17 protein-coding genes are annotated in these 17052 nt (G+C 71.3%); 12 read left to right on the top strand and 5 right to left on the bottom strand.

The annotated features are described in order from the left end of the window. Positions 1–183 precede the first annotated feature (183 nt). Complete coding sequence (locus ACZ4U1_RS10445) at positions 184–2514, bottom strand: D-alanyl-D-alanine carboxypeptidase (RefSeq protein WP_467901932.1); 2331 nt, start codon at positions 2512–2514, stop codon at positions 184–186. Positions 2515–2695: 181 nt separating this feature from the next. Here ACZ4U1_RS10445 and ACZ4U1_RS10450 point away from each other — a divergent pair, with 181 nt between their 5' ends. The 3 genes from ACZ4U1_RS10450 to ACZ4U1_RS10460 all read left to right on the top strand — a co-directional run bounded on the left by ACZ4U1_RS10450 (position 2696) and on the right by ACZ4U1_RS10460 (position 4921). Continuing rightward, on the top strand, positions 2696–3451 hold the full coding sequence (locus ACZ4U1_RS10450) for a GOLPH3/VPS74 family protein (protein WP_467901934.1): 756 nt from the start codon (positions 2696–2698) through the stop codon (positions 3449–3451). 231 nt (positions 3452–3682) lie between these two features. Beyond that, positions 3683–4540, top strand: coding sequence for a helix-turn-helix domain-containing protein (locus tag ACZ4U1_RS10455; protein ID WP_467901936.1), 858 nt, complete (start codon positions 3683–3685; stop codon positions 4538–4540). Between the two features lie 189 nt (positions 4541–4729). Further along, positions 4730–4921 (top strand): DUF397 domain-containing protein, encoded by a 192-nt coding sequence (locus ACZ4U1_RS10460; protein WP_467901938.1) that lies wholly within the window; start codon positions 4730–4732, stop codon positions 4919–4921. A gap of 111 nt (positions 4922–5032) precedes the next feature. Here the strand turns inward: ACZ4U1_RS10460 and ACZ4U1_RS10465 are convergent, their stop codons facing one another. Both ACZ4U1_RS10465 and ACZ4U1_RS10470 read right to left on the bottom strand, forming a co-directional pair. After that, entirely contained in the window at positions 5033–5533 is a 501-nt protein-coding gene (locus ACZ4U1_RS10465) for a glutathione peroxidase (protein ID WP_189294865.1), read from the bottom strand. A gap of 139 nt (positions 5534–5672) precedes the next feature. Beyond that, the gene (locus ACZ4U1_RS10470) at positions 5673–6716 is read right to left on the bottom strand and encodes an ArsR/SmtB family transcription factor (RefSeq protein ID WP_467901940.1); all 1044 of its coding nucleotides are present in this window, start codon (positions 6714–6716) and stop codon (positions 5673–5675) included. 88 nt (positions 6717–6804) lie between these two features. On the opposite strand from ACZ4U1_RS10470, the gene ACZ4U1_RS10475 reads away from it, so the two are divergent. Beyond that, positions 6805–8031: an MFS transporter gene (locus tag ACZ4U1_RS10475; protein ID WP_467901942.1), complete on the top strand. Its 1227-nt coding sequence runs from the start codon at positions 6805–6807 to the stop codon at positions 8029–8031. On the opposite strand, the gene ACZ4U1_RS10480 is transcribed toward ACZ4U1_RS10475, so the two are convergent. Then, entirely contained in the window at positions 7946–8824 is an 879-nt protein-coding gene (locus tag ACZ4U1_RS10480; RefSeq protein ID WP_467901944.1) for a slipin family protein, read from the bottom strand. The genes ACZ4U1_RS10475 and ACZ4U1_RS10480 overlap by 86 nt on opposite strands. A gap of 297 nt (positions 8825–9121) precedes the next feature. Here ACZ4U1_RS10480 and alr point away from each other — a divergent pair, with 297 nt between their 5' ends. Together alr and ACZ4U1_RS10490 are read left to right on the top strand one after the other, a co-directional pair. Beyond that, positions 9122–10348, top strand: a complete 1227-nt coding sequence (gene alr / locus ACZ4U1_RS10485; protein ID WP_467901946.1) for an alanine racemase — start codon at positions 9122–9124, stop codon at positions 10346–10348. A 203-nt stretch (positions 10349–10551) separates the two neighbouring features. Further along, positions 10552–11913, top strand: coding sequence for a glutamate-cysteine ligase family protein (locus ACZ4U1_RS10490; RefSeq protein WP_467901948.1), 1362 nt, complete (start codon positions 10552–10554; stop codon positions 11911–11913). 10 nt (positions 11914–11923) lie between these two features. Here the strand turns inward: ACZ4U1_RS10490 and ACZ4U1_RS10495 are convergent, their stop codons facing one another. Beyond that, complete coding sequence (locus ACZ4U1_RS10495; RefSeq protein ID WP_467901950.1) at positions 11924–12220, bottom strand: hypothetical protein; 297 nt, start codon at positions 12218–12220, stop codon at positions 11924–11926. A gap of 258 nt (positions 12221–12478) precedes the next feature. On the opposite strand from ACZ4U1_RS10495, the gene ACZ4U1_RS10500 reads away from it, so the two are divergent. From ACZ4U1_RS10500 to ACZ4U1_RS10525, 6 genes are all read left to right on the top strand, one after another. Continuing rightward, on the top strand, positions 12479–13048 hold the full coding sequence (locus ACZ4U1_RS10500; protein WP_467901952.1) for a hypothetical protein: 570 nt from the start codon (positions 12479–12481) through the stop codon (positions 13046–13048). Positions 13049–13664: 616 nt separating this feature from the next. Then, a complete protein-coding gene (locus tag ACZ4U1_RS10505) occupies positions 13665–14306 on the top strand; it encodes an HAD family hydrolase (RefSeq protein ID WP_467902266.1) in 642 nt (213 codons plus the stop codon). A gap of 70 nt (positions 14307–14376) precedes the next feature. After that, positions 14377–15558 carry a helix-turn-helix domain-containing protein gene (locus ACZ4U1_RS10510; RefSeq protein WP_467901954.1) on the top strand — a complete coding sequence of 394 codons (1182 nt, stop codon included), beginning with the start codon at positions 14377–14379 and terminating at the stop codon, positions 15556–15558. Between the two features lie 420 nt (positions 15559–15978). Further along, a complete protein-coding gene (locus ACZ4U1_RS10515; RefSeq protein ID WP_467901956.1) occupies positions 15979–16299 on the top strand; it encodes a hypothetical protein in 321 nt (106 codons plus the stop codon). Continuing rightward, positions 16296–16637 (top strand): hypothetical protein, encoded by a 342-nt coding sequence (locus ACZ4U1_RS10520; protein ID WP_467901958.1) that lies wholly within the window; start codon positions 16296–16298, stop codon positions 16635–16637. Before ACZ4U1_RS10515 ends, ACZ4U1_RS10520 begins: the two co-directional genes overlap by 4 nt. Before the next feature lie 120 nt (positions 16638–16757). Then, positions 16758–16991, top strand: coding sequence for a hypothetical protein (locus ACZ4U1_RS10525; RefSeq protein WP_467901960.1), 234 nt, complete (start codon positions 16758–16760; stop codon positions 16989–16991). The last annotated feature ends 61 nt before the right edge of the window (positions 16992–17052 follow it).

Genomic DNA, 17052 nt, shown 5'->3' on the forward strand with positions numbered 1-17052 from the left:
GTGTCCCGTCTTCTGTTCTCGGCCGCTTCCCTCGGTGTTCCCGGCCGTTTTCCGTCCCATTCGCGGCCCGGTCCCCGGGACCGGCGACCTGCCCCGATTCGTGACGCTAGCACGCACCCCGCCACGGGGCTCCCGGGTGGGGGCTCCGTAGGGCGGGGTGCGCCGCGGGCGGGGGCGGGGCGGTCAGCCCAGCCGGGTCAGCTTGGCGCCGAAACCGGGCTCGGCCAGATCCTTCTGCAGGGCCACCGGGACCTTCACCGCACCGGCCGTGCCGTCACCCACGGTGAGCGTTCCGACGCGGGTGCCGGCCTTCGCGGTGTGCGGCACGGTCCCGGAGGCGAAGGACAGCCTCACCTTCATACCGGCCCAGCCGGGCGTCGTGACGTCCTTCGTGACGACGATCGGGGTGTGGCCGCCGAGCCGGTCGTCCACGTAGCCGACCACGTCGCCCTTCTTCAGGATCTTCGACGAGGTCAGCGCGTCCTGCGCGGCGAGCAGCGCGGTCTGGCTGACCGTGTTGACCGTCTTGAGGATCTCCCTCTTGTGCTGGCCGAGGATCGCGCCGACGAGGGTGACCGTCTGCCCGTCGACCTTCTTGCGGGAGGCGAACAGCAGGTTGCCGCCGGCCGCGGTGGTGCTGCCGGTCTTGATGCCGATCGCGCCGATCCTGTACGGCAGCTCGTTGTAGTTGGGCCAGAACTTGCCCGACGGGTCCGTCCAGCTGGCCGCGCTGCTGATGGCGACGAGGGCCGGGACCTTCACGAACGCGCGGCCGAGCTTCACCTGGTCCTCGGCCGTGGAGACCGTGGTCTCCTTCAGACCCGAGGGGTCGGTGTACGTCGTGTGGGTCATCCCCAGCTCCCGGGCGGTGGCGTTCATCTTCTTCACGAACGCCGCCTCCGAGCCCGCGTCCCAGCGCGCGAGGAGCCGGGCGATGTTGTTGGCGGAGGGGATCAGGACGGCCGACAGGGCCTGCTTCTCGGTCAGGGACTCACCGGCCTTGACGGTGTCGAGGGTGGACTCGCCGGCCTTGTTGTAGCCGCCCTCCTTCTCCGCCGTCGGGTCGATCTTGATCTTCGGGCCCTCCTCGCCCGCCTTCAGCGGGTGCTCCTTGAGGATGATGTACGCGGTCATCGTCTTGGCGACCGAGCCGATGGCCACGGGGGTCTGCTTGCCGAAGTGGCCCATCGTGCCGACGCCGTCCGCGTCGATCCAGCCCTGGCCCTCGCCGGGCCACGGCAGGTTCGTCCTGCCGCCGTCGAAGGTGTACGTCTCCTCGGCCGTCAGCGCGAGGGTGGGGGACGGCAGCGGGCGGAACGTCTGTACGACCGCGAAGACGATCACCAGGAGCAGGACCAGGGGGGTCCAGATCTTGATGCGGCGCACGAGCGTGCGGACCGGGGTCTCCGGGGGCGGCGGCGTGTTCGTCAGCTCGGCCAGCAGGTCCAGCGGGGGCTTCGGCGGGAGCGGCTGCTGGGTGGTGCGCTCGGGGCCGACCTGGGGGACGGGGGTGGTGGCGTCCGGGGGCTGCGGGGCGGCGGCCGGCTTGGTCAGGTCGTCCTTCAGCGCGACGAACTTGCTGGTGCGCTCGGAGTCGGACTCCGGGGCGGTGGGCTTGCCGCCGAGCTTGAGCATGGTCGTCGGCTGGTCGACGGCGGGCTTCTTGGGGCGTACGGCCTTGAAGACGGCGGTCGGCTGATCGACGGGTGCCTTTGCCTGCGGCGCGTTTGCCTGCGGCGCGTCGGCGGGTGCGTTCGCCTCGGCTTCGCCTTCGGCGTCCGTGTTCCCACCCGCACCACCCGTGCGGCTTTCGTCGTCGTCTGCGGGTGGCCCCTGTGGGGCGTCCCCGTCGTCGGCGGTCTCGGGCCCGTCCTCGGTCGCCTCCGCCTCCGCCTCGGCTTCGCCCTTCGCGTCCGCATCGGTGTCGGCGTTCGCGTCCGCCTCGCCCTTCGCGTCCGCGTCCGCGTCGGCGTCCGCCTGTTCCTCCGAGGCAGCCTCCGTCTTGGCCTCCGCGTCAGACGGCTCCTCGGCCTCGGTCTCGTCCTCGGTCTCCGCTTCGGACGACCCCTCAGCCCCAGCCTTCGCGTCAGGCCGGCTCTCGGCCTCGTCCTCCGTGTCGGACGAACCCTCAGCCGGAGTCTCGGGCTCGGTGTCCGGGTCGGACGGGGGCTCAGCCTTGGAGTCGGCCTCCGACTTGGGGTCGGGGTGCTCGGGTGTGTTTGCAGGTGTGTCGGGCTTGGGGTCGCGGACCCAGGCGTTGACCGCTGCCTTGAGGGCGGAATCGTCGTCGGCGGGGGCCGGCTTCGGATCGGTGGGGGGTTCCGGTCGTACCGTCAGGACCTGCGTCGCCATGTCCGTGCCGCCGCCGCCCGAGGAATCCTTTTCGCGGGACACGGTGAGACGCGGATCGCGCGCCTCGGGAATCGAACCCGCGCTCCCCGACGTCGGTTCCGCCGACGACTCGCGCTGCTTCGACCTGTCGGGGGACTCGCCCGCCACCGATGCCTCCTCCATGCGTCGCACGTCCACGTGTGCGCCCTGTCCGAACCATGTACCAGTGTCCTGTGTGAGGGCTTGGCCCCTGCGGTAGACGAGAACGACATACCTACCGGTTCCCTCACGAACCGGTCACGCACCCTCGACAGACCAATGTGAGAGGGGTCACCCTGTCATTCATCCACGCGGGGAGGCATGGATGGGCAGGAGCCGCAGAACACTTCCGGAGGAGCTTCTGTTGCTGGCACTGGACCCGGCCACGGGTACCACTGCACAGCCGCAGTCGCTCGACCTCGGTCTGGCCGGTGCACAGCTAGTGGAGCTGGCGCTGGCCGGACGGATAGCCCCAGACGGGGATCGTATCGCCGTGGTGGTACCACGGCCGACAGGAGATCCGACTCTGGACTGCGCGTTGGAGTTGCTGCGAAGGCGTGGCGCTCCCGTGCGTGCCGTCCACTGGATCGGCGGGCCCCGACTCGGGCTCCGCCAGACCTACCTCTCGCATCTGGAGCGGTGCGGCATGGTCGCCGCCGTGCCGGGTCAGATGTGCGGGGTGTTGCCGACGACTCGCTACCAGGCGACGGACAACGACATCAGCCGGGAGATCCGTGCCCGGCTGGATTCCGCGATCCGCACCGGCGTACCGCCGGACCCGCGGACCGCGGCGCTCGCCGCCCTGGCGCACGCCGTCGGGCTCGGCAAGCATCTGTATCCCGGCAACGAGGGCCGTTCGTCCAGGTCCCGGCTGCGGGATCTGATCCGGCACGACCCCATGGGCGGGCTGGTCGCGCACGCCGTCATGGACGTGCAGAACGGTGCGGTCGCGCAGCCGCGCCGTGGCCCGGCCTCGGGCGGCCGGCAGGCCGCGTCCGGCGCCAGGGCCGCGGCGGAACCCGCACGCGGGGTTCCGATGCAGCCGCACCGCGGGTCCATGGCACGCGCCGTGGCCCACTGAGCCGTCGTCCCGGTCCCCACAGACCCGGTTCGGGAGCCGCTGGTCCGAGCGGGACGGCGAGACCTCTTGGTCTCGCCGTCCCGCTCGACTGCGTCCAGCGGCTCAGGAGTTCGAGGGGGGCGCCGCATATCCTCCGTTTCCCAGCGGTAGAAAGCACCTTGGTGGCAGTCTGCTCAACAGCAGATACGGAAAGTGTTAAGTAACAGGCAGGCAGCCGGAGGTGCACGTCCCGTGGCGTCCAATGTCAATCCCACCGTCAGGCGGCGCCGGCTGGGCCAGGAGCTGCGCAGGCTCCGTGAGCTCAAGGGCATGACGGCCGAAGAGGTGGCGGAGCGGCTGCTCGTGTCGCAGTCGAAGATCAGCAGGCTGGAGAACGGCCGGAGAAGCATCAGTCAGCGCGATGTGCGCGACCTGTGCGGGGTGTACGAGGTCGAGGACCAGCGGATCGTCGACTCGCTGATGGAGATGGCCCGGGACTCCCGGCAGCAGGGGTGGTGGCACACCTTCGGCGACATCCCGTACAGCGTGTACATCGGCCTGGAGACCGACGCCGAGTCGCTGCGGGTGTACGAACCCCAGTTGGTGACCGGCCTGTTGCAGACCCGCGCCTACGCCGAGGCCCTGGTGCAGGGCGCGTTGCCGGAGACGTCGACCACCGAGATCGAGAAGCGTGTCCAGGTGCGGATGCGCCGACAGGAACGTATCACCGCCCAGAACAACCCGCTCCGGCTGTGGGTGGTGCTGGACGAGGCGGCACTGAAGCGGGTCGTGGGCAGCCGGCTGGTGATGCGCGAACAGCTGGAGCATCTGATCGAGATGTCGCAGCTGCCGCACGTCACCGTGCAGGTGCTGCCCTTCGACGTGGGTGCGCATCCGGGCCTCAACGGCCAGTACGCGATTTTGGAGTTCGCCGACGCGGCCGACTCCAGCGTGGTGTACCTGGAGGGCGTCACCAGCGACCTGTACCTGGAGAAGGCGCAGGACGTGCAGAAGTACGCCGTGATGTACGAGCATCTGCGGGCACAGTCCCTCAATGTGGAGGCGTCCCGGCAATTCATCGCAGATGTGGCGAAAGGGTACGCCGACTGAGGCGGGTCCACAGCGGGCGCGGGATCGTACACCGTCGGTCGGCTCCAGTGGAAGGCTCACCTGGAATATGCCATCCGGTCGAGTGAACGACTACGTCGCCAGGGTCAGTTGCCCGGTAGCGTCGATCACGCCAATCAGACGACATGGTTGGCGTGAACCGCACTACTGCAACTCGTAACAGGAGTGGACATGGCACTGATTCAGGGCGCTTCGGAGACGTGGATGAAGTCCTCCTATTCCGCGGGCAACGGCGCCTGCGTCGAGGTCAAGTCGCCCACCGCCGCCGAACTCGCCGTCCGCGACTCCAAGACCCCCGAGGGCCCGATCCTGGCCTTCCCCGCCAACGCCTGGAACGCCTTCGTGGCCTCGGTCAAGGCGTGAGGGGTTCTCCCTGACCCTGTCTGGCACAACAACTGCACAAGCACCACCAGGAGAGCCCTCTCGACCAGTCGCCGTCCTTGCCGAGAGGGCTCGATCCTGTGCGGTCGGGGATCAGCCCAGCTGGGCCTCGATCGCGGCGACGACCTCGGCCGCCTCCGGCTCGGTCCGCGGCGAGAACCGCGCGACGACCCGGCCGTCCCGGCCGATCAGGAACTTCTCGAAGTTCCAGCGGATGTCCCCGGTGTGCCCCTCGTCGTCGGCGAAGCCGACGAGCCGCTCGTACAGCGGGTGCCGGCCCTCCCCGTTCACCTCGACCTTCTCGGTCAGCGGGAACGTCACGCCGTACGTCGCCGAGCAGAACTCCGCGATCTCCTCGGCGGTGCCGGGCTCCTGCCCGAGGAACTGGTTGCAGGGCACGCCCAGCACGGTGAAGCCCTGCTCGGCGTACCGCTCCTGGAGCTTCTCCAGCCCGGAGTACTGCGGGGTCAGGCCGCACTTGGAGGCCACGTTCACGATGAGCACGGCCTTGCCGGCGTACTGCGGCAGGTTCGCGGAGCCGCCGGTGAGGGCCCCGATCTCGACATCCAGCACGTTGTGGTCAGTAGTCGTCATGCCCGGATGCTAGGGGGTGTCTTCCGGATCAGCCCAGCGACGCGGGGCCTGGCACGCACATCTGCCGCGTTGTCGTCGGTCGCCGATGCTCCGCATCGACTCCCTTCTCCGCCTTGCGGCTGCACGCGCCAGGCCCCGCTCAGGCCGGCCCGACGGCGCTGCCCGTTCCCGCCGGCCTGATCCGGAAGACTCCCCCTGGCCCCGCCGGACGGCTGCCTTGCCATCCGGCCTCGACCAGCGCGTCACCGGCGCCCGTCCGCACGTACAGCACCGACCGCCCGGCCCGACGCCGCTCCACCAGCCCCGCCTCCCGCAGCACCTTCAGATGCCGCCCCACCGAGCCGAGGCCCTGTCCGGTCACGGCGGTCAGCTGGCTGGTGCTCATGGGCGAGCCGAGCAGGACGAGCACCCCGGCCCGGGCCGTCCCGAGCAGCGCGCCCAGCCCCGCGGGGACCGCGCGCCCGCCGTCCCCGGCCAGGACGCCGGCGCAGGGATAGACCACGGCGTACCGTTCCCGCTCCTCCCAGGACACCCACCCCGAGCGCTGCGCGGTCACCGGCACGAACACCAGCTCGGCGCCGGAGATCTCGCGCGGCGGGTACTCGTGCCGATTGACCTGGAACCGGTTGTCCCCGAGCCACCGCGTCCCGCCCGGCCGCAGCCCGTCCAGCACACTCGCCCAGCCGCCCTGGCTCACCCGCGCCGTCCGCCCGACCACATCGGCCTCCAGCACCCGCCGGCGCCGCTCCCAGTACGGCCGTACGGTCTCCTCCCACACCCACTCCAGCAGCCCGGCCGCCCGCTCGGGCAGGTCGTCCCGGTCCAGCCCGTCCGGGAGCGGCCCGCCCAGGGAGAGCCGCAGATGGGCGCGGGCGGCACCGGGGTCGGCCGCGCGCACCCGGGCGACCTCCTCGGCGAAGCTCTCGCCGCCGCGGGGCGTCGGGGTGAGGAAGTCGGCGATCCACTCCCGCCCCAGCCCGGCCCGGACCAGCCGGGCCGTCACCGGGTCGGCCGCGAGCCGGGCCCGGTAGGCGGGCCGATGCGCACCCAGCCACGCCTGCTCACCGGGATGCGCTCCCTGCCCGGCGTGCAGCAGCTTCAGACAGGCGAAGGCCTCGGCGAGCGGCGAGATGACGAACCGGCTGCGGGCGAGGGTGTCGGCGTTGAGCTGCCACCACCCCATGATCCGGTACGTCCTTCCGCGGCTACGGCCTTTCGCGCGACGGCGAAACAATAACGAGCCCTCTCCGGCCCGGCCGAGACTCCGGACCATGCCCAGCTACCGATCCCTGTTCCGCACCCCGGAGTTCACCCCGCTCTTCCTCGGCGCGGCCGCGCAGACCGCCGCCCAGACCGTCGGCGGCCTCGCCCTCGCCACGCTCGTGTACCGGGCGACCGGCTCCCCGCTGCTGTCGGCGGTGAGCATGTTCGGCCCGTCGCTCGCCCAGGTGCTCGGCGCCACCGTGCTGCTGTCCGGCGCCGACCGGCTGCCCCCGCGTACGGCCCTGTCCGCGATCGCGCTGGCCTTCGCGGCCGGTACGGCGCTGCAGGCGCTGCCCGGACTGCCGGCCGGCGCGCTCCTCGCCGTCGTCCTCCTGCTGGGCCTGGGGGCCTCCGTCGGCGGCGGGGTCCGCTGGGGGCTGCTGAACGAGATCCTCGCCAAGGACGGCTATCTGTCGGGGCGTTCGCTGTTCAACATGATGAGCGGGCTGACGCAGATCGCCGGGTTCGCCTCCGGCGGCGCGCTGCTCGCCGTCCTCTCCCCGCGCGCCTGCCTGCTGCTGGCGGCGGCCCTGTACCTGACGGCCGCGCTCGTCCTGCGGTTCGGCCTGACCGCCCGCCGGCCCCGGGCCGCCGGGCGCCCCTCGCCGTCGGCGACCTGGCGGACCAACGCCGAGCTGTGGTCGTCCCGGCCGCGCCGCCTGACCTACCTGGGCCTGTGGCTGCCGAACGGGATGGTCGTGGGCTGCGAGTCGCTGTACGTGTCGTACGCCCCGCACGCGGCCGGCACCCTGTTCGCCTGCGCGGCGCTCGGCATGTTCGCCGGGGACGTGACGGTCGGCCGGCTGCTCCCCGCCGCCGTACGCGCCCGCCTGGCCACACCGCTGCTGCTCCTGCTGGCGACGCCGTACCTGCTGTTCGGCACGCATCCGCCGGTGCCGGTGGCGGCGGTCTGTGTGACCGTGGCCTCCGTCGGCTTCGGGGCGAGCCTGGTCCAGCAGGAGCGGCTGATGAGCCTGACCCCCGACGCCATGGCCGGCCAGGCCCTGGGACTGTACTCGGCCGGCATGCTGAGCCTTCAGGGCGTGAGCGCGACGGCGGCGGGGACGCTGGCCCAGCTCACCTCGCCCGCCGGGGCGATGACGGCGATGGCGGCGGGCTCGGTGTGCGTGACGCTGATGCTGGCGTCGGCTACGGCTGCTCGGCGGGCTCCGTCCCGGCCTTCTCCGGAGCCGCAGCCGGCGCCGGCGCCTTCTGCGGACCGCTCTCCGTCCTGATCGCGGCGCTCTCCGTCCCGACCTCGGCGTCGATCTTCTTCACCGCCCGGTCGAAGTACCGCAGCAGTTCCACCGGGAACGGCATGACGAGGGTGGAGTTCTTCTCGGCGGCCACCTCGACGACGGTCTGCAGCAGACGCAGCTGCATGGCCTCGGGCGTGTCCGACATGATCCGGGACGCGTTGGCGAGCTGCTGCGCGGCCTGGAACTCACCGTCCGCGGTGATGACCCGGGCCCGGCGCTCCCGCTCGGCCTCGGCCTGCCGGGACATGGACCGCTTCAGGGACTCCGGCAGCTGGACGTCCTTGATCTCGACCCGGTCGATGTGCACGCCCCATCCGGCGGCCGGGCTGTCGATCATCAGGGCCAGCCCCTCGTGCAGCCGCTCCCGGTCACTCAGCAGGTCGTCCAGGTCGCTCTTGCCGATGATGGACCGCAGGGAGGACTGGGCGACCTGCCCGACGGCGAAGACGTAGTCCTGCACCTCGATGGCCGCGCGCACCGGGTCGGTGACCCGGAAGTAGACGACGGCGTCGACCTTCACCGACACGTTGTCCCGGGTGATGCCCTCCTGGGTGGGCACCGGCATCGTCGCGACCTGGACGTTCACCTTGCGCATACGGTCCGCGAAGGGGATGAGGAAGGTGATGCCCGGCTGCCGGTAGCCGGGCAGAGCCTTGCCCCAGCGGAACACCACCCCGCGCTCCACCTGGTTGACGACCCGCATCCCGCTCTTCAGCACGAGCAGCAGCAGGACGCCGACCACGACCACTGCGATGACGGTGCCTTCCACGGCAGCCCCCCTCTCGGACCCTCCCGGACCCTCTTCGTCCGTCTCCGACGCGATCCGGACAACGGGGAGGACATGGGGAGGAGGGGCCGTGGATCCCGCGCGGGCGTCAGGGAAACGTAAAGAAACGGCGAGCCGTTCGGGCCAGGCGGACCGGCGGAGGCCGGATTGCGCTCTGGTCCGGGAGCCGGGGCGCGTTTTCAATGGCGGGACGTCCTGCCGGACTTTCCGAACCTGCTGCCCTTGCTGCCCTTGCCGTCCTTGCCGTCCTTGCTGAACGTCCGCCCGGAGGAGCGCTGGATGACAGCCCAGGTGGTCCCACCCGATCGGCAGACCGTGCCCGTCCGCCGGCCGTCGTCCCTGGCCGCCGCCCGCCTGGAGAAGACCGTCTCGGCCGGCGCGGTGCGCCACAACCTGGCGGTGCTGCGCGCGGCGGCCGGCGGCCGGGGGATCATGCCGGTCCTCAAGGGCGACGCGTACGGCCTCGGCGCTCCGGCGGTCGCCGATCTGCTGGTGGACGCGGGCGTACAGGCGCTGGCCGTGGACACGGTGGCGGAGGGCGCCGCGCTGCGCGAGCACGGGGTCGGTGTACCGATCCTGGTGATGGACGTCGACGTGGCCGACAACGCCGAGGCATGTGCCCGGTACCGGCTGATGCCCGCCGTAGCCGGCCTGGAGCAGGTCGGCCGCCACAGTGCCGTGGCCGGGCGGCGGGGCGAGCCCGTGACCGTGTGGCTGCGCACCAACGTCGGCTTCAACCGGTTCGGGCCGCGCGAGGAACGGGACTTCGACACCGTGCTCGACGCGCTGCACCGGGCGCGCGCAGCCGTCCGGGTGGCCGGGGTCTTCGCCCATCTGTCCAGCTCCGCCCGGGACGCGGAGGAGACGGCGGAGCAGGCGGCGGCGTTCCGGGATCGGGTGAGCCGGGCGCGGGCGGTGCTCGGCCGGCACCTGGCGGCGTCCCTCGCCGCGACGCACGGCCTGCTGCATCCCGCGGCGCTGGAGGGCACGGACTGGGTGCGGCCGGGCATCGGCCTCTACGGGTTGCTGCTGCCGGACAGCCGCGACCTGCCCGGCCGGTCGGCTTCCGGTCTGGCCCGGCTGCGGCCCGCGGTCGCCGTACGCGCCCGGGTGCTCGACCTGGTCACCGTCACCCGCCCGGAGGGGCTGGGCTACGACCGGTCCGCCGTGCTCGCCCCCGGCCGGCGCCTGGCCACCGTGGCGATCGGCTTCTCCCGCGGGGTGACCGGACACGCGCCGGACTTCACCGGGCTGCTGCGCGGCCGGAGCTGCCCCATGGTGGGCCGCCCCGGCATGGACTGCGCCCAGTTCGACGTGACGGGGGTACCGGACGCCCGGCCGGGTGACTGGATGACCCTCATCGGACGGGAGCGGGACGGCACCGGCCCGGAGCGGACCGCCGAGGACGTCGCCGCGAAACTGGACCTGACCCTGTACGAACTCCTCGCCGCACTCCGTATGCCGGTACGCCTCGAAGGCACCGACGACACCACGGCACCCCCCTGACACCGGGCGCCCCTCCCCCGTACGGGTGGACTTCCGCCCGCCCGGGGAGGGGCCGGTGAACCGGACACCGTACGCGCTGCCGGGGCGATGGGCACGAGTCGACTTCGCCGCGTAGGCGCCGGTGCGACGGTGCCGGGGCCCCGTCCGTGGAAGGCTGCCCGCATCGCCTTAGCTCCCTTGCCCCTGCGACCTCAAGGTGTGTCATGTCCATCGCTTCCGCAGCTCCCTCGCTGTCGCCGGCCGAACTCCGCAGCGTCTTCGAGCGGAACTCCCAGGACGAACTGGTCGGCATCGAGATCGAATCGGCCGCCCTGGACCCGCGGACCGGCAGGGCGATCCCCTACGGGGGAGAGTCCGGCATCGGCGCCTACCTCGACTTCCTGGCCTCGGAACCCGGCGTCGAGGCCGTCCACGACTACGGCACCCTGGTCGGTGTCCGGCTCCCCGACGGCGGACAGGTATCGCTGGAGCACGGCGGCGCGGTGGAGTACTCGTCGCCGCCCGCACCCTGCGTGGCCGACCTGATGGACATCGTCCACGCCACACTGCGCCGGCTCGCCGCCGTGGCCGACCGCTTCGGCTTCGCGATCGTCCCCGGGGCCCAGTACCCGTGCACGTCCTTCGAGGAGGTGCAGTGGATGCCGCACTCCCGTACGGCGATCATGCGCGGCCACTTCGAGAGCCTGGGACGGGACGGCATGTGGGGCCCGCGGATCATGTCCATGATCCTCTCCACCCAGGTCTCCTTCGACTACACCTCACCGGCCGACCTCGCCGAGAAGCTCCGGGTCCAGGCCGCCGCCTCCACCCCGGCCGCCGCGCTCTTCGTCAACGCCCCGCTGGAGGGCGGAAAGCCCTGCGGTGCGCTCTCCCGCCGCATGCAGTTCTGGAGCCTGGCCGACCCGGCCCGGACCAGGGTCGTACCCGTGACCTTGCGGGAGGACTTCACCATCGACCGCTTCATCGACTGGGCCCTGAGCCTTCCGATGATCCACCGGGGCACGCCGGACGGCAGCCGCAAGCGGGTCCCCCCGGTCCCCTTCGGCACCCTGCTGACCGACGGATTCGAGGACGGCACCAAGCCCACCCTCCAGGACTGGCGCGACCACCTCTCCCAGATCTTCCCGGACGTCCGCCTGCGGGACACGCTGGAACTGCGGGCCGTGGACGGCCTGCCCTACCCGGCGCTGGCCGCGGTCCCCGCCTTCTGGAGCGGCCTCACCTACGACGCCCCCACCCGGGCGGCGGTATGGGACCTCCTGCGCGGCATCACCCCCGGACAACACCTGGAGGCCCTCGACGACATCGCCCGCCGAGGCCTGGACGCCACCTTCGCCGGCCGCCCGGTACGCGACCTGGCCACGGAACTCCTCCGCCTGAGCGAGACCGGCCTGCGCGCCCGGGTCGCCACCGGCCTGGAACGCCCCGAAGCCCTCACGTACCTCGACCCGCTCAGGGAAGTGGCCGAAACCGGCGAAACCTTCGCCGACCGGGTCCTCGCCCAATGGCACCAGGACCCGTCGAACTTCCCCCAGAACTACGTGGCCACGCACAGAGTCCGCTGAGGCGGTCGGCTCACCCGACGAAAACGCTGTGCGTCCCGGGCACCTGAGCCGCCAGCCCGGGAGGAATGATCTGCACGAAACCGCCGACGCACCCTGGAACGTTGTGCACCAGGGCGGGCACGTCCGAGACATTGAAGACGACCGACAGGTGCGGAATCTCGAAGCACCCCTTCGGTTTGTCGTGCCGAACGCCGTCGATCACGAGGAACCCGTTCGCGGCGAAGGCCGAGCAGGGAACGGCGACCGCGAGCACCCCGGCGGCGCCAAGGGTGCCGAGGGCGGCGAGCGTGGAGCGTATGCGCCGCATGACGAACCTCCTGAGGTGCAGGCCGGGCGACAACCCGGTCCTGCAACCGACCGTACGGAAACCCGCCCGCCGTGCATCCCGGCATCCCCCGGACGGGCGACGACGGTGACAGCGCGCTGAACCGTGGGCCAAGGCCGTACAGCGGTGGGGGACACCACGAAAGTGCCTTCCACCAAAGCGGGGAACATGGCCAACTCCTCTGCCAAGGCAGCCGATTGACCGCGATTGCCGCCTGAACCGGCGGGTTATGAAGCACTCATGGGTCTGACTGGTCAACTGGCGACGTTGCTCGGCGTGGCGTTGGGCGCCGTCCTGTCGATGGCGACAACCCTGATCGTGGAGAAGGCACGATGGCGCCGGGAGCAGTCCGTCCGCTGGGACGAGCGTCGTCTGAGCGCGTACGCCGAGTACGCCCACGCCGTGAAGGCGCTCGCACACCGCTACCGGCGGATCGCGGTCGCCAAGGGCATCGCTGCGAGCGGAGCCGCCCCCCTGGAGCCCACCGACGAGGTTCTCGCCGAAGTGGCGGAGGCGGAGGTGCAACGCTCGGCACTCGCGGAGACGGTGTGGCTGCTGGGGGACGTCAAGACCAACACGGCCGCCGTCAGACTGAACCACTGCCTGTGGCACCTGGAGTGGCTGGCCCGTGAACTCCCGACAACAGAACAAGGCGGCTGGGACCAGGCGTACGAGGACTTCCGACAAGCCCGGCAACGCTTCCTCCAACTGGCCCGCGCCGGCATCGGCGTGCGGGGCACCCGCGTGGCGGAGACGGTCCCCTGGCCGCCCCCTTGGAGGGGGGAGCTTTCCCGGGGGGCGCGGCGGTGACTGTGGCGCTGGGGTGGATTTCCGGTCTCCAGCTGTGGGGCCGCCGTCGGCACGGCCGGTCTGGCCGCCGTCGCGACCTTGGTCAAGGGCCTGGCGTCCCGGCTCAGCGGCCCCGGCGGCAACTGGGCCGCTGCGGCGCACTACTGACGCTGAAAAGCACCGTATGCCATCGGCTGACAGGAGTCGCCGCCGCGCGCAGGATCGGAGCCGCCGCGTGGGACCTGAAATGCTGACTGAGCTGAGCGCGCTGGCCGTCGCCATCGTCACGGCGGCCGGCGGCATCGTCACCACCATCATCGGCCGACGGCAGCGCCGCCGCCCGCCCGGCGCAGAGCGGCGTGACGACTTCACTGCGGTCACTGACCGGCTGAGCCAGAACATCGAGCGCCTGAAGCGGGAGGCCGAACAGGACCGGCAGCAGTCAGAGGCGGACCGGCAGCGGATCACCGCCCAGGGACTACGTCCTGCGGTACGTCGCCAGCTGGGGCGCCACCGCCACCGCAGCCCATACCGGAGAAGGTCCGACCGTACCTTCACGACATCGGCACGTGATAGCGGCCCCGCTCTCCTTCGGGAGCGCGGGGTTGCCTTCGTCACGCCTGGATACGCTCAGCCCATGATTCGCGCAGTGATCTTCGATGTGGGCGAGACGATCGTCCGTGACGACCGCTACTGGGCATCGTGGGCCGACTGGCTCAGTGTTCCCCGGCACACGCTGTCGGCTCTCGTCGGCGCCGTCGTCGCGCAGGGCCGTGACAATGCCGATGCCCTTCGTCTCGTCCGCCCAGACATCGACATCGCAGCCGAGTACCAGGCTCGTGAGGTCGCGGGCCGCGGCGAGCGCCTGGACGACAGCGACCTGTACGACGACGTCCGGCCCGCACTGGCCGAACTCCGCCGGCTCGGCATTCGGGTCGTCATCGCCGGGAACCAGACTGCCCGCGCGGGTGATCTGCTGCGTGACCTCAACCTGCCGGCCGACGTGATCGCCACGTCCGGGGAGTGGGGCGTGGCCAAACCGCAACCGCAGTTCTTCCAGCGGGCCGTCGAGGCGGGGCAGGCAGCCCCAGGCGAGACGCTGTACGTCGGCGACCATCCAGCCAATGACACCATCCCCGCCGCGGCGGCCGGCCTGCGCACTGCTCATCTGCGTCGCGGCCCGTGGGGCCACCTGTGGGCCACTGACCCGGGCGTCGCGGCAACGGCGGACTGGCGGATCGACAGCCTCACGGAAATCGCCGCGCTCATCACCCAGTAGAGACCCGTTCACCTACTCACACCGTCACGGCCCCGCTACCATTCGAGGTGGATGTGCTGAACGGAGCCGTATGCCCACCCCCACAGCGATCGAAGTCGGCCGCCGCGTTGCCACCATCCGCCGCGCCCGCCGGATGACACAGGCTGACCTCGCGCGAGCCGCCTTCGTCTCCCTGGCCATGGTCAAGGCCATCGAACGCGGCGCCCGCTCCCCGAGTGACGACACCCTCGACTCGATCGCCACCGCACTCGCTGTCGACCCGAGCCACATCGTCACCGGCAGCACCCGCACCGACAGCCGTGTCCACGCCTCCATCCCCGCCATCTCCGCCGCGATCGCCGCCTACGACATCCCCTTGGACGACTCGGCCCGCCCGCTGCACGAGCTGAGCGAGGCCGTCACACAGCTGACCGAGTGGAGACTGGACGCGCAGTACGCCCGCATCGCCGAGCACGCCCCACAGCTCCTCACCCACTCCCTGGCCGCGCTGCATCACGGCACCGGCGCCGAACGGCTGCGCGCCGCCCAACTCCTCGCCGTAACCGCCCGCGCCGCGGACGCCGTCGCATTCAAGTTCGGGCATCGGGACCTATCGGCCAGGCTCGTTGACCTGATGCGATGGTCCGCCGACCAGACCGAGGACCGCATCGCACAGGCCACCGCTGCCTACGTCCGCACGGAAACGTTCTTTGCCGCGCGCGCCCATGCACAGGGGCTTGCCGCTCTGGAGCGAGCCATTGACGTCAGCCCCAGCCCGAGCGGCCGGGAGACAACCGCCGCCCGCGGCGCCCTGCATATGCGGGCGGCCGTCATCGCCGGCCGCGCCGACGACTCCGACGCTGCAGAGCACCATCTGGCCGAAGCCCGCCGACTCGGCGACGCCCTGCCCGAAGGTTCCTACGACGGCACCCAGTTCGGCCCGGACTCCGTGCGCGCCCACGAGGTGTCCGTCGCAGTCAGCCTCGGCCGCGACCACCTCCAGGCCGCCCTCGGCGTCGCAGGCGAGTGGACCCCCCCGGACTCCATGCCGGCGGAGCGCCGTTCCGGGTTCTGGATCGAGCTGGCGCGAGCGCAGGTGTGGGCGGGGCGCCCTGACGATGCGTTCGCATCGCTGAGGGCCGCTCGGTTCATTGCCCCGCAGCACACCCGTGAGCACCCGTGGGCGCGGGAGGCCACGGCCACAATCCGCCGGCTGAAGCGTGCAGACGCCGAGTCGCTGACCAACTTCGCCGAGTGGATCGGTGCTGTCTGAGGGGATACACGCTGTATCCCTTGTCGCCCTCGCCGCGGTCCATGCTCTGCCTGTCCGAGAGAGACAGCAGATGGAGGCCAGGATGCGACGACGCGGCGAGCAGCCGGTCCAAGTCGCTGGACCGGTAAGCATCGCTCGGCTTCACGGGCGAGCGTGCTGGTACTGCGGGGCGGTCGCGCGAGGACTCATGAAGGTGGGCCGCGTCCAGCGAGCGCTGGGAATGCGCGTGTCGACCATCGTGTCGTGCCGGTGTCACCAGAACACTCGGCTGGCCCGATGACCAAGAGTCCTCACATCCCACTCGCACCAGTGCGCGAGGGCCAGGACTGGCTTCTGTCCTGTGCCCCGGACCGGGCCGCGGTAGAGCGGGCGTGGGACGCTGGGCAGCTGGCCGCGATTCCCACCGGCACGCACTGGCGGGTGGCAGAGACGCGACTGTCCCGCTCCCTGGGAGCCCTCCGGGCACTGGGGTCGCACTTCGGCCCAGTACTCACCGACATCAGCCACCCCCTGGCCTGGTGGCTGCTCCCGCCGAGCCTTGCCGACGAACTGGATGGCGTCGTCGGCCTCACCGTGCACCCGGCCGGCTGGGAGCTGGAATGCCCGCCCGTGACCGGCGCGCTCGGTGGGCGGTGGTGGCTGGCGATCCCGGACGGTACGGGCCAGCTCACCGACCCCACGCTGCTCGGCGCCGCGCTCGGTCCGGACGGTTACCGCATTGATGCGGAGGACCCGGCATGACGCCCGCTCAGCTTGGACCACTGGTCGACATCCCCGCCGACCTTCTGCCGTTCATCCCCGTGCCGGCCCTGGCCGACCTTCCTGACGCCAAGGCACGCGGGGCCGAGTGCGTGTGGTGCGGTGGAGCACTGTCCACCGCGACGGCCATGGACCTCGGCGAGCGTCCGAGCCCCGCCGGCACGACGCTCTTCCTGCGCGGCTGTCGCCGGTGCACCCTGCGCGCCGTACTTGTCGCGGACTACGACCACCCTGGCATGTGCGAGCAGTGCGCTGACGACTCGCTCATCTGCGAGATGCTGCGCAGTCTACGGGCCCTGTCCTTGGAGCTGCGTCGATGACAGTGCAGATTGGCCTGCTACAGGCCCCGACTCGCCTGGTACGTCAGCTGGGACGACTGGCACACCCACTACCGGGACTGGGACGGCCTACCAGCCTCACCTCGGCTTCGCCCACCTCCGGTGCCTGACCAGACGGGCGAGCATCCGATGAGCGAGGAGCGGAAGTCTCTCGCGACGCGGAAGGCGGAGGCCGCACAGTCGGGCATGCGGGCTGCTGGCTACTGCGCGCTGGAGCATCTCGACGGCAAGGCATGGTGCTCGAAGCCACAGCGCCACGCTGGCCGGCAGCACGTGGGCGACTGCAACGGCCGGAAATTCCTGGGGGTCGCCACCGGCACCGAGTGGATCGAATAGACCCCGTGCCCGGTGTGCCGAGGTACTGGGCGCGGATGAACCCGGCGCCTGAGGTGGGCGC

The sequence above is a fragment of the Streptomyces sp. NPDC028928 genome (genome assembly GCF_055564915.1).

Coding starts and splice junctions, on each gene's coding strand:
- ACZ4U1_RS10520 (WP_467901958.1), top strand. CDS start 16,296: ATGACGCCCGCTCAGCTTGGACCACTGGTCGACATCCCCGCCGACCTT.
- alr (WP_467901946.1), top strand. CDS start 9,122: ATGACAGCCCAGGTGGTCCCACCCGATCGGCAGACCGTGCCCGTCCGC.
- ACZ4U1_RS10510 (WP_467901954.1), top strand. CDS start 14,377: ATGCCCACCCCCACAGCGATCGAAGTCGGCCGCCGCGTTGCCACCATC.
- ACZ4U1_RS10465 (WP_189294865.1), bottom strand. CDS start 5,533: ATGACGACTACTGACCACAACGTGCTGGATGTCGAGATCGGGGCCCTC.
- ACZ4U1_RS10445 (WP_467901932.1), bottom strand. CDS start 2,514: ATGGAGGAGGCATCGGTGGCGGGCGAGTCCCCCGACAGGTCGAAGCAG.
- ACZ4U1_RS10460 (WP_467901938.1), top strand. CDS start 4,730: ATGGCACTGATTCAGGGCGCTTCGGAGACGTGGATGAAGTCCTCCTAT.
- ACZ4U1_RS10500 (WP_467901952.1), top strand. CDS start 12,479: ATGGGTCTGACTGGTCAACTGGCGACGTTGCTCGGCGTGGCGTTGGGC.
- ACZ4U1_RS10490 (WP_467901948.1), top strand. CDS start 10,552: ATGTCCATCGCTTCCGCAGCTCCCTCGCTGTCGCCGGCCGAACTCCGC.
- ACZ4U1_RS10475 (WP_467901942.1), top strand. CDS start 6,805: ATGCCCAGCTACCGATCCCTGTTCCGCACCCCGGAGTTCACCCCGCTC.
- ACZ4U1_RS10450 (WP_467901934.1), top strand. CDS start 2,696: ATGGGCAGGAGCCGCAGAACACTTCCGGAGGAGCTTCTGTTGCTGGCA.
- ACZ4U1_RS10470 (WP_467901940.1), bottom strand. CDS start 6,716: ATGGGGTGGTGGCAGCTCAACGCCGACACCCTCGCCCGCAGCCGGTTC.
- ACZ4U1_RS10495 (WP_467901950.1), bottom strand. CDS start 12,220: ATGCGGCGCATACGCTCCACGCTCGCCGCCCTCGGCACCCTTGGCGCC.
- ACZ4U1_RS10505 (WP_467902266.1), top strand. CDS start 13,665: ATGATTCGCGCAGTGATCTTCGATGTGGGCGAGACGATCGTCCGTGAC.